The organism is Spongiactinospora sp. 9N601 (genome assembly GCF_044326295.1).
In the GTDB taxonomy this organism is placed as follows: Bacteria; Actinomycetota; Actinomycetes; order Streptosporangiales; family Streptosporangiaceae; genus Spongiactinospora; species Spongiactinospora gelatinilytica.
Window position 1 is genome coordinate 41,403 of sequence record NZ_JBIRBB010000018.1, and the last position, 16,636, is coordinate 58,038.

Genomic DNA, 16,636 nt, shown 5'->3' on the forward strand with positions numbered 1-16,636 from the left:
TCTCATATCAGTGGCTGGGCGCGGCTCAGTGGCGCTGGGCGCGCCCGCGCCGTCGTAGCTGGGCGGAGAGCAGCTTGGCCCGCGGGTCCACGAACGTGCGCAGGCTCGCTCCCGCGATGTTCAACAGGAAGACGAACAGGGCGATGGCCAGCCCGGGAAAGAGCACCATGGTGGGGTGTTCCTGGAGGTACACCCGCCCGTCCGCGACCATGTTGCCCCACGTCGCCGTGGGCGGTGAGATGCCGAGCCCGAGGAAGCTCAGCGACCCGTCGATCAGCATCGCCCCCGCCGACAGCAGCACGCACTGCACCACCGCGAGCGGCAGCGTGTTCGGCAGGATGTGCACGGCCAGCGTCTGCCACGGCCCCAGCCCCGAGACCCGCGCCGCCTTGACGTACGTGCGGGTCGCGAGCCCCAGCACGCGGCTGCGGATGATCCGCGCGGTGTACGGCGTGAAGATGATCGTCACCGCGATCAGCTCGCTCGTCATGCCCGGGCCGATGACGACGCCGAACACGATCGCCAGGATGATCGACGGGAACGCCATCCACGCGTCCACCACGCGCATGATCACCCGGCCGACGCGGGCGAAGTAACCCGCCACCAGGCCGATGAACGTGCCGAGGGAGACCGAGCAGACCGTGATCAGCAAGGTCATCCCGATGGACACGCGCCCGGCGGACGCCCAGCGGCTGAACAGGTCGCGGCCGTACCGGTCGGTCCCCATCGGGTGATCCACGGACGGCGGCAGCAACCGCTGTACCGGGTCGATGGCCTCCGGGTCCGGCAGGAAGAACGGCAGCACCACGACCAGCGCGATGATCACGCCGATCAGCCCGCCGGACACCACCAGCGTCGGGTTGCGGCGCGCGAACGACCGCCGCCGCGCCGCCGTGGCCGTCTCGCCGGTCACCGCCGTCACGAGACACGCACCTTGGGATCGACCAGGGAGTAGGTGAGGTCCACCAGCAGGTTCACCACCACGAAGAGGAACGCGATGAACATGACCCCGCCCTGGATGAGCGGGAAGTCACGCGCGTACACGGCCCCGAGCAGCATCGTGCCGAGCCCGGGGATGACGAAGATGCTCTCGATGACGACCACCCCGCCGATCAGCGACGCGAAGTTCAGCCCGATGGTGGTCAGCACCGGCAGCATCGAGTTCGGCAGCACGTGCCGCAGCGCGATGCGCCGCTCGGTGACCCCCTTGGCTCGCGCGGTGCGCAGGTAGAGCTGGGTCAGCTCGCCGAGCACGCTCTCCTCCATGGTGATGGTGAAGAACGCCGTCTGCCCCACCACGAGCACCGCGACCGGCAGGACGAGTTGCGGCACCGCCGTCACCGGGTCGGCGAACAGCGGGGTGTGGCCGCTGGTGGGGAACCAGCCCAGTACCAGCGCGAACACGTAGACGGCCAGGAGCGCGAGCCAGAACTCCGGCAGCGCCAGGCCGAACTGCGCGACCCGGTTGACGCCCCGCGCCACCCAACTGTGCGGCGACACGGTGACCCAGCCGATGACCAGCACGGTCAGCACGAAGCTGATGACCGTGCTGGCGATCGCGAGGGTGAGCGTCGGTGCGATATGGCCCGCGATCATGTCGAGCACCGGCGCCTGATACTTGATGGACGTGCCGAAGTCGCCGGTCAGCACGTTGCCGACCCAGTGGAGGTACTGCTCATACAGCGGCCCGGTCAGGCCCAGCTCCTCGTGCAGCCGGGCGAGCTGTTCCGGTGAGGCCTTCAGGCCCAGCAGCACCTGGGCCGGGTCGCCGGGGATCGACCGCAGCAGGAAGAACAGGAACGTGCCGACGACGGCCAGCACGACGACCAGGTCGCGGAGCCGCCGCAGGACGACGAGCAGCATGGGCCTCTACTTCCTCAGCCAGACATCGGTGAACTCCATCCCCCAGCCGCTGTAACCCTGGATCTTCGGGTTGTAGGCGACGTAGTTCTTGGCGGCGTACAGCGTGATGGTCGGCAGGTTGTCGGAGGTGAACTTCTGGACCGCGTCGATCGCCGCGCGCTGCTCCTCGGGGGTCTTCGCCCGGTTGTAGGTGTCCAGCAGGGGATCGAGCCGGTCGCGGGGGTATCCGGAATTATCCAGATTCTTCACGTTGTCGGTGTACGACGGCACCGGCGGGTTGGCGTCGTCCATCAGGGCGAGGACGTCCCAGCCGCCGGGCTCGTTGTTCTTCTTGCCGATCAGGGTGGCGAAGTCGTAGCTCTCGATGCTCGCCTTGATGCCGATCTTCTTGAGGTCGTTCTGGATGACGATGAGCGCGTCCTTGAACTGCGGGAACTCGTCAGTCGTGATCATGCGGATGGTCTGGCCCGGCTTGAGGCCGGCCTGGGCGAACAGCCGCTTGGCCTGCTCCGGGTCGTGCTGCTCCCACTTCGCCTTGCCCGCCTCGGAGTACATCGCCTTGTTGGTCGAGGTGGCGAAGGCGCCGTTGCTGGGCGAGACCAGGTCGGGAACACCCTGCGACGCCATGATCGCCTTCTTGTCGGTGACCAGGTTCAGGGCGTCACGCGCCTCGGCCTTGGCGAAGATCGAGCCGGAGTTGTGGTTCAGCGACACGAACTGGATCGTGCCACCGCCCTCGACCGCGACCGCGAGGCTCGGGTCCTGCTTGATCTGGTCGTACTGCGGGTTCGACGGCTCCGCGACGTCCAGGATGCCGGTCTTCAGCCCGTTCAGCACGGCGTCCTGGTCGGCCACGACCTTGTAGGTGATCGTGTCCAGGAACGCCCGCTTGGTGCCCGCGTACCCGCTGGAGGTGCCCGTCGGCGGCTTGTACTCGTTGTTGCGTTCGAGCACGATCTGCTCGCCCTGCGTCCAGGACTTGACCTTGTACGGGCCGGTGCCGACGACCTTGTCGTTGGGGATGCCGGTGGGCCCCTTGGCCTCGATGTCGGCCGCGCGGCGGATGAACGAGCCGTGGCTCGCGGCCATCAGCGCGATGAGGTCGAACGGCGACTTCAACGTGACCACGACGGTCGTGTCGTCGGGGGCCTTGACGTCCTTGAGCACCGGCTTCAGCGCCGCCGCGTAGCTGCCGTCCTTCACCCAGTAGTTCAGCGAGGCCACCACGTCGGACCCCGCAAGCGGCGATCCGTTGGAGAACCGCACACCTTTGCGCAGCTTGAACGTGTACGTGAGCCCGTCGTCGCTCTTCTCGTACGACTCGGCCAGCACCGGCTGCGGCCGGTAGTTCGCGTCGATGGTCACCAACTGCTCGAAGATCTGGTGGCTGACATAGGTGGTGCCCACGTTGCCGTTCACGACCGAGTCCAGCGACCCGGGGTCCTGCGCCAGGCGCACGGTGATGTTGCCGCCCTTGACCGGTGGGCCGGTGTCCGCGCTCTGGGTGCTCGCAGCCGGTCCGCCCGCGCGGGAGGCGCATGCCGACAGCACTAAGCTCAACAGGGCGACGGCGACGACGGCCTTCGGGTGGCGGGACTTATGGAGGTTCATCGTGGCTCCTCGCGCCTTTTGGTCGGCGGATTTGGCCGCTCAAGCTAGCCGCCGGGCGAAGGGCCCGAGTAGGCGTCGATGTCGGCAGTTCTGTCACTCACGCGAATCTCACCTCGGCGTTCATTGCCACTTCGCGTCGTCGCTTGACTGAGACTGAACAGTTGGGCCGGATCCGGGGTGACCTCTTGTCCTGCGGAGATTCTTGACGGAAGATCGTCCGGCGATGTGTCACACCGGGCGCCTGAAGGGATGACGCACGTGTCACTACTGGAGATCGATCGCCTCTCGGTCGGTGTGCTCAATGGCGAGGACGGTGTGCGGCTCGTCCATGAGCTGTCGCTCACCCTTCCGGCCGGGCAGACGCTCTGCGTCGTGGGGGAGTCCGGCAGCGGCAAGACGGTGACGGCCCTGTCGATCATCCGGCTGCTGGAGTTCGTCGCGCCGGTCCGCACCACCGGCGAGGTCCGCCTGGACGACGTCGACCTCGTCGCGCTGACCCGCGAGCAGATGCGGTCCTTCCGCGGACGCCGGATCGGCATCGTCTTCCAGGAGGCACTGGACTCGCTCAACCCGACACAGCGCATCGGCGTCCAGCTCGTCGAGGCGTACCACCCCACCGGCGGCGGCGTGCGGGAGGAGGCCCGCACCCGGGCGTACGAGCTGCTGCGCGAGATGGGCTTCGACGACCCCGAGCGGATCGCCGACCTCTACCCGCACCAGCTCTCCGGCGGCATGCAGCAGCGCGTGATGATCGCCATGGCGCTGATCTCCGGCCCCGACCTGCTGCTCGCCGACGAGCCCACCACGGCCCTCGACGTCACCACCCAGGCCGAGATCCTGCGCCTGTTCCGCACCGTGCAGCGCGAACACCAGATGTCCTGCGTCTTCATCACGCACGACATGGGCGTCGCCGCCGAGATCGCCGACCGGATCGCGGTGATGTACGCCGGGCGTCTGGTCGAGGTCGGCCCGGCGGCGGAGGTGCTCGGTTCCCCCCGGCACCGCTACACCCGCGCGCTGGTCGAGTGCGTCCCGAGGGTCGGCGTACGCCGTCCGGGCGGCCTGCCGACGATCACCGGTTCGGTGCCCGGCCCGTCCGAGGAGCTTTCCGGCTGCCGGTTCGCCCCCCGCTGCCACCACTCCGTCGACGACTGCCGCAAGGACGAGCCGCCGCTCGCCGCCGTCCCTGGCGAGGGACAGGTCGCCTGCTGGAACCCCGGGAGCGGGCCGGTGTCGCTGCCGTTCCCCTCGGTCCCGCAGCCCGCCAAGGCCGTCGCCGAGGTCGCTGCCGGGGTCGCTGCCGGGGTTGATGCCGCCGCGCCGCTGCTGGTGATCGAGAACGTGCGCCGCACGTACACCGCCCGCGGACGCCGCCGCGGCGCCCTGCTCGGCCTCCGCCGCCGCGAGGAGCACGCCGCTGTGGACGGCGTGAGCCTGTCGATCAGACCGGGCGAGTTCTTCGGCCTGGTCGGCGAGTCCGGCAGCGGCAAGACCACACTGGGGCAGCTCGTCGCCGCGCTGGACGATCCCACCGAGGGCGTGATCACGTTCGCGGGCCGCCGGCACACCGCACACGGCCTTGCGGGCGACGCGCGCGCCTTCCGCCGCGACGTGCAACTGATCTTCCAGGATCCGCAGGGCTCACTCGACCCCCGGCACACTGTCGGCCGGATCATCGCCGAGCCGCTGCGCGCGCTGACCGACCTGCGCGGGCCCGCGCTGCGGCGGCGCGTGGAGCGGCTGCTGGAAGAGGTCGGGCTGCCCGCGTCGATCATCGACAGGATCCCGGCCCAGATCTCCGGCGGCCAGCGGCAGCGGGTCGCCATCGCCCGCGCGATCGCCCCCGAGCCGAAGCTCATCGTGGCCGACGAGCCCACCTCGGCCCTGGACGTATCGGTACAGGGGCAGGTGATGAACCTGCTGCTGGAACTGCGCAGGCAACGCGACCTCGCCTACCTGTTCATCACCCACAACCTGAGCCTGGTCCTGTCGATCGCCGACCGCGTCGGCGTCATGAAGGACGGCAGGCTGATCGAGGTCGCGGCACCGGACACGATCACCAACGCGCCCGAGCACGAGTACACGCGCACCCTGCTGGCCGCCAATCCGGGCCTCGCCCCCGCGGGCGGGCCGGAGAACGGGAACCCACCGAATTCGCCTGAGTGACAGACGCCGTACCGCGACAGGAGCAGACACCGTGCATCCCGAGCGAGCATTCCTGCCGACGCACCGTTTCGACGACCCCATGATCGCTTCCGGGCCCCGGGGGTTCGCGATCGGCTCGTTCGACGAGCTCGCGCCCTGGTCGTACGCGTCGTTCCCGCACCGCCACGAGTTCTACGAGATGGTCTGCGTGACCAGCGGGTCCGGCACCCAGGTGATCGACTTCGTCCCGTACGAGCTGAACCCGGTGACCTTGTACTTCGTGGCGCCGGGGCAGGTGCAGTTCTGGGAGCGCCGCACGCCGATCGAGGGATACGTCGTCGTCTTCCTCGAAGAGTTCCTGGCGGCCCAGTACGGCGACCGCGTCTCGCCGCGTCAGTCGTTGACGCTCGACCCGCTCGGCATCGGGCGGGCCCTGCACCTCCACGACGACCAGATCGAGCCGATCATGGGGCTGTTCACCGCCCTGTACCGCGAGTACCGGCGGCCCGGCGGCGCGGACGCCTCGGTGCTCCAGGCGTACCTGCACGTCCTGCTGGTCGAGATGCGGCGGCTGCACAGCGACATCGGCACCAGCATGGTCGAGGACCGCAGCACCGCGCTGGCCAGGCGTTACCTGCGCCTGGTGAGCGACGAGCTGCTGAATGAGCAGACCGTGCGCGGGTACGCCGACCGCATCGGCATCACGCCCAAACACCTGGCGGACGTGGTGCGGCGCACGACCGGCAAGACCCCGGCCGAGATCATCCGCACCGCGCTGACGGTCGAGGCGAAACGGCTGCTCACGCACACCGACCTGACCATCGCCCAGGTCTCCCAGCGGCTGTCCTTCGACAACCCCTCGTACTTCGGGCGGTTCTTCAAGCGCGAGGTCGGCATGAGTCCGGGCGAGTTCCGCCGCGGCGGCATGGCCGGCCCCGCGCCGAAGCAGGGCCCCGCACGGACGCGGGTGCGGCGGCGCGGTGACCGCCTCCCTTCAGTGACACAGCTACCGACCTGAGTCGCTCCCCGTACCACGGCGCACTGCCTAACTTCGCGATATGGACTCCTCTACGGCAAAGATCCAGGCACGGTTCGACGAGCGCCGTGCCGGGCGGCTCCGCTCCCTGATCACCGAAGAACTGATCAAGACCTGGACGAGCGACCCCGGCGTCGGCCATCGCGAGCCGTTCTGCTGGGTGCTGCGGTTCCTCGGCCGAAGACCACCGGAAGAACGCGTCACCGTGTACGAATCCGTGCCCGGTGAGGAGTGGTGCCTGGCCAGGCCGCCCGCCCGCCGCGGCGCGCCGTACCGGCTCGCCGACCGGCGCCGTTTCGCCACCCTCGACGAGGCGCGCGAGGCGTGCCTGCGCCGCGAGCTGCACGAGGTGTTCGGGTGGGGCGAGCCGCCCACCGACCCGGCCGACGGTCCGGACCTGCGCGTCGACGGCCCCACCCTGCTCGGGTACGCCGACCGGATCAGCGCCGCTCCCGGCGACCCCATCGCGTTCATGGTCAGCGCGGAAGGCGTCGAACGGTACACGACCGAGCTGGTGCGGCTGCGGCACGTCGATGACAACCCGGCCGGGCCCGGCGTACGCGTCGAGACGGTCCCGGACGCGTGGCAGGGCGATCACCGCGGGCGGGCGCAGACCACCCGGCTCGGCTCGCACATCGCCGTCCCCGACCCGGGGGGCGCCACCACGGGCCTCGACGGGTTCGCCGTCGTCGCGTACGTCCACCCGACCTGTGTCACCGGCGTCCGGCAGGCGATCGTGGCCCGCTGGAGCGACGGCGACGGCCCGCGCGGCTACGCCCTCGGCCTGGACGAGGAGGGACGGCTGACGCTCTGGCTCGGTGACGGCGCGGGGGAGACCGCGACACGGATCGAGACCCCGCTCGCGCTCCGCCTCTGGCACGGCGTGGGCGCGAGCTACGACCCGGAGACCGGGCGGGTCGTGCTGGCCGCCCGCCCGCTGGTCAACAGCGTCAACAGCCTGCTCAGCCCGGCGGTCGTCGACGACCGCCCGCAGGTCGCCGAGGGACGCGCTGAGGCCCCGCTCGCGCCCGCCGACGGCGGCGAACTGCTGTTCGCGGCGCTCACACCTGCCTCGGGGCACTACAACGGCAAGATCGAAAGCCCTGGCCTGTGGCAACGCCCGCTCGACCGGGACGCGCTGGTCGCCGCCGTGTCCGACGCGCCGGACGCGCCGGAGGCCCCCCTGCGGTGGTGGTTCGGGACGCCCGAGGGCGCCCGCACCGCCGCCTCCCTGAGCGTGCCCTGCGCCGGCCGGCCCGAGATGGACGGCCGCCTGGTCAACATGCCGGTGCGCGGCGTGACCGGGCGGCACTACACCGGCGAGGCCGACCACTACGCCTACGACCCGCGCGGCTACGGGGCCATCCACTTCCACGACGACGAACTCGCCGACAGCGGCTGGGAGCCAAGCCACCAGCTCACCGTCCCCGACGGCCTGCCGAGCGGCGTGTACGCGCTGCGGGTGACGGCCACCGACGGCTCGTGCGAGCGGGCGATCCCGTTCGTGGTCCGTGCCCCGGCGGGGACCGCGACCGGCGACCTCGCGCTGCTGCTGCCCACCGCCACGTACCTGGCGTACGCGAACGAGCGCCGCCTCGGCTATGTGGGGGTCGTCCCGCCGGGCACCGCCGTCCTCGAACAGCGCTACGACCTCGGCCTCTCCCTCTACGCCGGCCACACCGACGGCAGCGGGGTGTGCTACTCGTCCTGGCGGCGGCCCATCCTCACCCTCGCGCCCGGCTTCCGCGTCCACCTGTCGCCGTTCATGCTCGCCGCCGACCTGTACATCCTCGACTGGCTCACCGAACTCGGCTACTCGTTCGACGTGATCACCGACCACGACCTGCACGCGGAGGGAGCCGACCTGCTGCGGCGCTACCGTGGGGTGATCACCGGGTCCCACCCGGAATACGCTTCGGCGCGGATGCTCGACGCCATCGAGTCCTACGTCGACGGCGGCGGCAACCTGGCCTACATCGGTGGCAACGGCTACTACTGGGTGGTCTCCTTCCACCCCGAGCTGCCGCACGTGATGGAGCTGCGCCGCGGCCTGACCGGCACCCGTAGCTGGCAGGTCCGGCCCGGCGAGGAACACCACGCGACCACCGGCGAGCGCGGCGGGCTGTGGGCGGGCCGCAACCGCCCGCCCCAGAAGCTGTTCGGGGTCGGGTTCAGCGCGCAGGGCGGCGGCCCGTCCGGGTGGTACCGCGCCGGCCCCGACCACGACGGCGAGGTGGCGCGGACGCTGCTCGACGGCGTGCCGGAGGTGTTCGGCGATGTCGCCCTGGTCGACGGCGGCGCCGTGGGCAACGAGATCGACCGCTACGACCCCGCGCTCGGCAGCCCGCCGGACGCGCTGGTCATCGCCACCTCGGAAGGGCTCGGCGACGGCTACCAGTTCGTGATCGAGGAGCTGGAAGGCACCAACCCCGGCCAGGGCGCAACGGAGAACCCCCGCGTCCGCTCCGACATGGTCTACTTCCGCACCCGCGGCGGCGGCTCGGTCTTCTCCACCGGCTCCATCTCCTACAGCAGCGGGCTCTCGGCGAACGGCTACGACAACGGGGTGTCCCGCGTGACCCGCAACGTCATCGACCGCTGGCTGGCCGCCGATGTCTGAGTCGATCACCGTGGACCGCATGCTCGCGGTCCCCATGCGCGACGGCGCGATCCTGCGCGCGGACGTGTACCGCCCGGCCGGGCAACGCTGCCCCGCCCTGGTATTCCGTACCCCCTACGACCGCACGAGCCTCGGCATGTACGGCACGTTCGCGCTGCGCGCCGCCTCGGCCGGATACGCCGTCGTCATGCAGGACGTCCGAGGGCGCGGCGCGTCCGAAGGCACGTTCACCCCCTTCCTCAACGAGCGCGAGGACGGCTACGACTCGATCGACTGGATCGCCGCCCAGCCCTGGTGCGACGGCAACGTCGGCATGTTCGGCGGCTCCTACGACGGTGTCACCCAGTGGCAGGCGGCGATGTCGGGACACCCGGCGCTCAAGGCCATCGCGCCCAACGTCACCGCGTCGAGCTACCACCACGGCTGGGTGTACCGGGGCGGGGCCTTCCAGCTCAGCTTCAGCCTGGGCTGGACGCTCTCGCTCGCCGCCCACAACGCCGCCCGCGACCCGTCCGTCCCCGCCGAGGTCCGCGGCGCGCTGACCGACGCCGCCGACCGGCTGCCCGGCACGGCGGCCGTCCTGCCCCTCGACGACCACCCGTACCTGGACGCCGTCGCCCCGTACTACCGGGAATGGCTGCGCCACCCCCGCTACGACGAGTACTGGGAACGGCTCGACGTCTCACGGGCCTACCCCGGGATCAACGTCGCCGCGTTCAACCTGGGCGGCTGGTACGACACCTTCCTCGGCGGCACGCTCGCCAACTTCGCCGGCATGCGCGCCCAGGGCCCCGCCTCCGCGCGCGACCGGCAGCGGCTGCTCATCGGGCCGTGGCCGCACGCCGGCCTCTTCAGCGGAAACCCCGTCGGCGAATGGAACTTCGGCGGCCGGGCCACCGGCCCCGCCATCGACGCCGACGGCATGCAACTCCGGTGGTTCGACACCTGGCTGCGCGACGGCGACGACGGCATCGCCGGCGAACCGCCCGTGCTGCTGTTCACGATGGGCGCCGACGAGTGGCGGGTGGCCGACTCCTGGCCGCTGCCCGGCACCGAGTACCAGGACTGGCACCTGCACAGCGGCGGTCGCGCGAACACCCTGCACGGCGACGGCGAACTGCGCCGCGAGCAGCCGGACTCCGGCCAGGCGCCCGACACCTTCCTCTACAACCCGCGCGACCCCGTGCCCACCCTCGGCGGCGCCCTGTGCTGCAACCCCGTCCACACCCGGGGCGGCGTGTTCGACCAGCGCCCGATCGAGGCCCGCTCGGACGTCCTCGTCTACACCTCCGAACCGCTCACCGAACCCCTCGACGTCACCGGCCCGGTCACGGTCGTACTGCACGCCGCCACCACCGCGCCCGACACCGACTGGACCGCCAAGCTCGTCGACGTCGGCCCGTGCGGCTACGCGCGCAACCTCGCCGACGGCATCATCCGGGCACGCTACCGCGACTCGACGAGCGAGCCCCGGCTGCTGACCCCGGGCGAGGTGGTCGAGTACCAGATCGACCTCGGGGCCACGAGCAACGTCTTCCAGCCCGGGCACCGCATCCGGCTGGAGGTGTCGAGCAGCAACTTCCCCCACTTCGACCGCAACCCCAACACCGGCGAACTCCCCGGCACGTCGGCCGAGGTGACCAGCGCCCTGCAGAGCGTCCACCACGCCGGACCGTACCTGTCGCGGCTCATCCTGCCGGTCGTCGCGCCCGACGCGGCCCGGCCCTACAGAAAGGAGCCCTGAGTGCGCACGCGCGAGCTGGGCGGCACCGGCATGGCGATCACCACGGTCGGCTTCGGAAGCTGGGCCGCCGGCGGCCCGGGGCTGATGGGCTGGGGCACCCAGTCCGACGACGAGTCGATCGCCGCGATCCACCACGCCGTCGCCCACGGCGTCAACTGGATCGACACCGCCGCCGTCTACGGGTTCGGGCACGCCGAGGAAGTGGTGGGACGGGCCCTGTCCGCCCTGCCGCCGGCCGACCGGCCGCTGGTCTTCACCAAGTGCGGCCTCGTCTGGGACGAGCACGGCGTCGAGAGCAACGACCTCACACCCGAATCGATCAGGCGCGAATGCGACGACTCACTGCGCCGCCTGGGCATCGACCGAATCGACCTGTACCAGATCCACGCGCGGGACCCGAACGGGCCGCCGATCGAGGACTCCTGGGGCACACTGCTCGAACTGGTCGAGGCGGGGAAGGTCCGGCACGCCGGGGTGTCCAACTTCGACGTCGAACTGCTGGAACGCTGCGAGGCCGTCGGACACGTCGCCTCCCTGCAACCACCCCTGTCACTCATCCACCGGGACGCCGCCGCCGACGTCATCCCCTGGTGCGCCGCGCACGACACCGGCGTCATCGTCTACAGCCCGATGGCGTCCGGCCTGCTGTCCGGCACCTTCACCACCGAACGCGCCGCCGCGCTCCCCGCCGACGACTGGCGGTCCCGCGCCCCCGAGTTCCGCCCACCCAACCTGGAACGCAACCTCGCCCTCCAGGACGCACTACGCCCCCTCGCCCAGCGCCACAACACCTCCGTCGCAGCGATCGCCACCGCCTGGACCACCACCCTGCCCGGAGTCACCGCCGCCATCGCCGGCGCCCGCACCCCCGCCCAGGTCACCGGCTGGCTCGACGCCTCCACCCTGCACCTCACCCCCGCCGACCTACAAGAGATCGCCACAGCCCTCCACACAACCGCCGCCGGCCACGGCCCGGTGGCACCCTAGCGCCAGGGAAACGGGCCGGCCGGCTCGTTCCGCCCGGCCCGTGGCGTCGAACCCCCTCGCCCCCGAGGCCGTCGCCGCACTTGAGCATGGAACTGTGGGCCGGCGACTCACTCATCGGCCGATGGCCGGTCTGCGTGTCGGCATGGGCCCGGATGCCACACCTTCGGCCAGTCCTCTGCCACGGGATCTAGGGCGCTGTCCAAGGCGTCCGCACTCATGCGGCGGTACGCCTGCACGAGGGCGGCGACGCGTTCGGGGGAGACCTCGGTGTTCGCGACCAGCGCGGCGAGTACTTGGGAGCGACTCACATTCTCACCACTCGCCAGCCCGGCCGCGACGAGTCGCTCAAGACGATCATCAACGGCGTGCGGCCAAGAGATCAAGGTGTTGCGGCGTCGAGCGCGCCACAGCAGTTCCATCCACGCCCCTACCTGGATCAGTCGCCGTGAAGATCGCGGGGCGTGCAGGATCTGGCCCTGCTCTAGCTGGAAAGAGCAGTGGCTCAGGCACGGAAAGTCGCGGTAGCCATTGTCCTTGCCGGCGACGTGTACCGGCGTTGACCATGTTTGCGCATTGGGGCTGACATCGCCGGGATGGGCGATGTCCATCTCGTAGGCGGCGCTCAGCGGCCCAGTCCTTGCCCGCGGTTCTGAACTCGGTCTCCACGCTGATGACCGGCTGCCCGGCCGTTTGATGGGCTCCACCGGTCCCGCTGTTCCGATGGTGGCGCGGTCGATGGCTGACCGCCCCGCTCCCGGCGATGAGACGGTGCCGCAACGCGGTGCTCGACCGCTGGCAGGAGATCGCATTCGCTGGAACCATCGTTAGCGCTCATGCTGACGCTTCGGCTGCTTGCCCGCACGGCCATGGCACGGTCCTGTGCGCGTGCCGTGTGTGGTGGCCGGCCGCTGCTGTGGGCATGTCTCGGCGGGTAACACCCCCGCAGGTGGGGACGGGTGGGAATTCACGCCATTCTTATTGCGGAAACCTCCCGTTATTGTTGCGCCATCCCCGGGACCCATTGCCGGATTCCTTCCTCCGGCACTAATTCATTCCTATGGAGGTGGCCTCCCATGCCTGTACGGTTCTCACGGATCGCCGGCGGGCTGCTGCTCGTCCTGGCCGGGGTCGTGACCCTGCCGCCGCCCGCCGCCGGGGCCGACGAGCCGTTCTCGGTGACGATCGACTCCTCCGAGGCGGCCCCCGGTGTCGTCCGCCTCGCCGGGCGCTTCACCGGCGCCTACGACGTGACCCTCGTCATCGATGGCGAGCGGATCGAGCGGGCCCGCACCCGCGACCCCGACGCCGATGACACCGGCACCTGGTCATACGAACTGGACACCCGTGACCTGCACGGCGACGTCGAGGTCTACGCCAAGGCGACCAACGCCCAGACCCGCTACGGCGTGTGGTCGCAGCCGCTGACGCTGCGGGTGGACAACCCGCGCGCCCGCGCGCCCCAGGTGGCGATCATCGCGCCCGCCGACGGTGCCCGACTCACCAAGCCCACCCCGATTCGCGTGGACGTTCAGGACCAGGATGTGCGCATGGTGCGGGTGCGGGTCAACGGCGGCCCGTGGACGCGCGCCACCGGCACGGCCGGCCGCTACATGGCGCTGCTGGACCCCTCCCGCCACGGTGACGTGGCGGCGAGCCTGGAGGCCGAGGCGGTGGACGCGCGCGGTCATGTGTCCAGGTCGGCCACCCGGTACGTGCTGCTGGGCGCGGCGAAGAAGGAGCGGCCGGAACCGCACCGGCAGGACCGGGCGATGTGGATCTGGGAGAAGGCCGCCTACAACCTGGTGCTCGAGCAGGGGTCGCGCCGCCTGCTGGAGACCGTGCTCAAGCCCGGCTCCACGATCTACCTGGGCGTGGACACCTACGCCGGGCGCGACATGATCGAGGACGCCCGGCCGCGGCTGCGCGACTTCGTGGCCTGGGCGCACCGCCGCGGCATGCGAGTGCACGCCACCGTCGCCGGCGGCACCCGGCCGCCGTACCTGGGGGCGCTGCCGCGCTACCGTGACCGTGCGGTGCGGGAGATGGAACGCGTGCTGAACTACAACCTGTCCTCCACGCCTGAGCAGCGCTTCGACGGAATCAACGTGGACATCGAGCCGTACATCCTGCCGTGGTTCGGCGGCGCGAAGCCCGAGCCGCAGATCCAGTGGCTGGACACACTGCGGGCGATGATCGCCCGCCGGGACGCCTCGGGCCAGCCGCTGCTGTTCGGGCCGGCGGTGCCCCGCTGGCTGGACGTGTCGGCGTGCTGCACCGGCATTCCGTACGGCGGCGTCACCCGGCCGCTCTCGGAGCACGTGCAGGACATGTCCGACTACATCGCCATCATGGACTACCGCGACACGGCCGACGGCGGCGCGGGCATCATCGCGCAGGCCGCCGGCGAGCTGGCCTACGCCGAGAGCGTCGGCAAGCCGCTGTCGGTCGTGGTGGGCGTGGAGACGCTCGACATCGCCACCAGCGGGGACCCCTCCAGCATCACCTTCCGCGAGGAAGGCAGGGACGCCATGGAGGCCGAGCTGGCCAAGGTGTATGCGGCGTTCTCGGCGAGCCCGGCCTTCGCCGGAGTCGCGCTGCACCACTATGACTCCTACCGCGAACTGCCCACGATCTGGGGCCCGTCGGCCCACCTGCCGGACCCGCCGGCCGACTCCGGACCGCCGACCGGGGTGGCGTCCCCGCCGACGGCCACGGCGTTCGAGCACGCCACGGTCGACCTGTCCTACGGCCGGGCCGGCGACGACACGGAGGTGGCCTGCTACGAGGTGCACCGGTCGGCGCAGGCGGGCTTCACACCCGGGCCGGACACGCTCGCCGGCCGGGCGCGCGGCCTGACGCACACCGACACGGGGCTGCTGCCGGGCACGACCTACCACTACCGGGTCGTCCCGGTGGACGTGGCCGGGCACCGTGGCCCCACGTCCGCTCCCGTGGCGGTGACGACCGGCGCCACCGGCCTGCGCCCGGTGGTGGTGGAGTCGATGGCGGTCACGCTGGAGAACGGTGTCGCCCAGGTGCGGCTGCGGGTGGTGGACAAGGCGACCGGGGAACCGGTGGCGGCCACCGTGCGGGGCCGGTTCACCTTCTCCGCCGGCCGGTATGTGACGGTGGCCGCCGGTGCCGACGGGTGGGCCACGGCCACGTCGGAGACGTTGAAGCAGGCGACAGGTGAGGTCGGCTTCGCCGTGCACCGCCTGACGGCCCCGGACCGCTACTGGGCGGGCGCCTACGACCGCGACCGGGACGCGACCGCCTCCTGGTGACCGTTCCCGCCCGGCCCCACCCTCGGGGCCGGGCCTGCCAGCCGACCGTCGCCCAGCGCTTCTTACAACAAGGGAATGAATTCATGCTATTTATCGAGAAGATAAAGGGTGAATTCACCATTGACATGGGGATGCAATATGACAAGAATCCGGTCATGGAGCCATCCGATGGAATGAATTCCCTCCCAAGGGGCCGGCGCTTCCGCACCCTCGCCGCCCGCCTGCGGCAGGAGATCATCCAGGGCCGCTGGCCGGTCGGCGCGAGACTCCCGACGGAGGCCGAGCTCGCCCAGACCTACACGGTCGGCGTCAACACCGTGCGCCGCGCCGTGGACCTCCTGGTCGAGGAGGGGCTCGTACGTCGCCGGCAGGGATCGGGCACGTTCGTGACGAACTCCGTCACGGCCACCCCGGGCGCCGGACCACGGCTCATCGGCGCGCTCGTCCCGTCCACCACCTACTACTTCCCCCGGATCGTCGAGGGTATCGAGCGGGCCGCCACCGCGGCCGGCGTCCGGCTCGTGCTCGCCTGTTCCAACTACGACCCCGCCACCGAACTGGCCCAGCTCCAGCAGCTCGTGGACGTCGGCGTCGCCGGCCTGCTCCTGGTGCCCAACCTGCATCTGGCCGCCGACCCGGCCGCCCACCTGGCCCGGCTGCGCGCGCTGCCGGTGCCGTACGTGCTGGTGGAGCGTCGGCCCGCCGACCCCAGGCCGGCCGATCCGACCTCGTATGTGTGCACCGACGTGCACGGCGGCGGCTACGCGGCCGTGCAGCACCTGAGCGGGCTCGGCCGCGGCCGGATCGGCTACCTCGGCCGCGTCGGCACCGCCACCTCCGAGCAGGTGTTCGCCGGATACCGCAACGCCATCGCCGACCTCGGCCTGCCGGAGATCCCGGAGACCACGGCCAGGCAGGCGGTCTGGACCGGCCCCGACCTGCTCGCCTACGCCAACGCCCTGGTCGCCGAGAAGGTGCGCGCCGTGGTGTGCCTGGGCGACCGCGAGGCCACCGCCCTGCTGCCCTACCTGCGCAGGCTCGGGCTCACCGTCCCCGACGACATCGCTCTGGTCGCCTACGACGACGAGGTCGCCGACCTGTCGGAGGTGCCGCTGACCGCCGTGTCGCCGCCCAAGGCCGAGGTCGGCCGGATGGCGACCGAGCTGCTGCTGCGCCGCATCGAGCTCGGCCCGGCCGCCCCGGTCTGCCGCATGGTGGTGCAGCCCCGCCTGGCCGTGCGCGCCTCCTGCGGCGCCGCTTCGGGCAGCCTCGTCGAGGTACGCGTCCCCACTTCGATCGCGCCCGACCCCGAGTGACGCGCCCGGCCCCCGAACGACGCGCGACCC

General features: G+C 71.0%; 11 protein-coding genes. 7 read left to right on the plus strand and 4 right to left on the minus strand.

Going from position 1 to position 16,636, the window contains the following annotated elements:
• Nucleotides 1–25: 25 nt before the first annotated feature.
• The 3 genes from ACH34R_RS34645 to ACH34R_RS34655 are packed head-to-tail and all read right to left on the minus strand — an operon-like array spanning nucleotide 26 to nucleotide 3,474.
• Nucleotides 26–922 carry an ABC transporter permease gene (locus ACH34R_RS34645; protein WP_397565774.1) on the minus strand — a complete coding sequence of 299 codons (897 nt, stop codon included), beginning with the start codon at nucleotides 920–922 and terminating at the stop codon, nucleotides 26–28.
• Nucleotides 919–1,863, minus strand: coding sequence for an ABC transporter permease (locus ACH34R_RS34650; RefSeq protein WP_397565775.1), 945 nt, complete (start codon nucleotides 1,861–1,863; stop codon nucleotides 919–921). Before ACH34R_RS34650 ends, ACH34R_RS34645 begins: the two co-directional genes overlap by 4 nt.
• A gap of 6 nt (nucleotides 1,864–1,869) precedes the next feature.
• Nucleotides 1,870–3,474, minus strand: a complete 1,605-nt coding sequence (locus ACH34R_RS34655; RefSeq protein ID WP_397565776.1) for an ABC transporter substrate-binding protein — start codon at nucleotides 3,472–3,474, stop codon at nucleotides 1,870–1,872.
• 258 nt (nucleotides 3,475–3,732) lie between these two features.
• Here ACH34R_RS34655 and ACH34R_RS34660 point away from each other — a divergent pair, with 258 nt between their 5' ends.
• From ACH34R_RS34660 to ACH34R_RS34680, 5 genes are read left to right on the plus strand one after another with little or no spacing between them, the layout of a single operon-like run.
• Nucleotides 3,733–5,640, plus strand: coding sequence for a dipeptide ABC transporter ATP-binding protein (locus ACH34R_RS34660; protein ID WP_397565777.1), 1,908 nt, complete (start codon nucleotides 3,733–3,735; stop codon nucleotides 5,638–5,640).
• Nucleotides 5,641–5,671: 31 nt separating this feature from the next.
• Entirely contained in the window at nucleotides 5,672–6,637 is a 966-nt protein-coding gene (locus ACH34R_RS34665; protein ID WP_397565778.1) for an AraC family transcriptional regulator, read from the plus strand.
• Between the two features lie 40 nt (nucleotides 6,638–6,677).
• Nucleotides 6,678–9,275 (plus strand): N,N-dimethylformamidase beta subunit family domain-containing protein, encoded by a 2,598-nt coding sequence (locus tag ACH34R_RS34670; RefSeq protein ID WP_397565779.1) that lies wholly within the window; start codon nucleotides 6,678–6,680, stop codon nucleotides 9,273–9,275.
• Nucleotides 9,268–11,019: a CocE/NonD family hydrolase gene (locus ACH34R_RS34675; protein ID WP_397565780.1), complete on the plus strand. Its 1,752-nt coding sequence runs from the start codon at nucleotides 9,268–9,270 to the stop codon at nucleotides 11,017–11,019. Before ACH34R_RS34670 ends, ACH34R_RS34675 begins: the two co-directional genes overlap by 8 nt.
• Nucleotides 11,020–12,006, plus strand: a complete 987-nt coding sequence (locus ACH34R_RS34680; RefSeq protein ID WP_397565781.1) for an aldo/keto reductase — start codon at nucleotides 11,020–11,022, stop codon at nucleotides 12,004–12,006.
• Nucleotides 12,007–12,113: 107 nt separating this feature from the next.
• On the opposite strand, the gene ACH34R_RS34685 is transcribed toward ACH34R_RS34680, so the two are convergent.
• Complete coding sequence (locus ACH34R_RS34685) at nucleotides 12,114–12,614, minus strand: hypothetical protein (protein ID WP_397565782.1); 501 nt, start codon at nucleotides 12,612–12,614, stop codon at nucleotides 12,114–12,116.
• Nucleotides 12,615–13,079: 465 nt separating this feature from the next.
• On the opposite strand from ACH34R_RS34685, the gene ACH34R_RS34690 reads away from it, so the two are divergent.
• Complete coding sequence (locus tag ACH34R_RS34690) at nucleotides 13,080–15,290, plus strand: Ig-like domain-containing protein (protein WP_397565783.1); 2,211 nt, start codon at nucleotides 13,080–13,082, stop codon at nucleotides 15,288–15,290.
• A 173-nt stretch (nucleotides 15,291–15,463) separates the two neighbouring features.
• Entirely contained in the window at nucleotides 15,464–16,606 is a 1,143-nt protein-coding gene (locus ACH34R_RS34695) for a GntR family transcriptional regulator (protein ID WP_397565784.1), read from the plus strand.
• Nucleotides 16,607–16,636 lie beyond the last annotated feature (30 nt).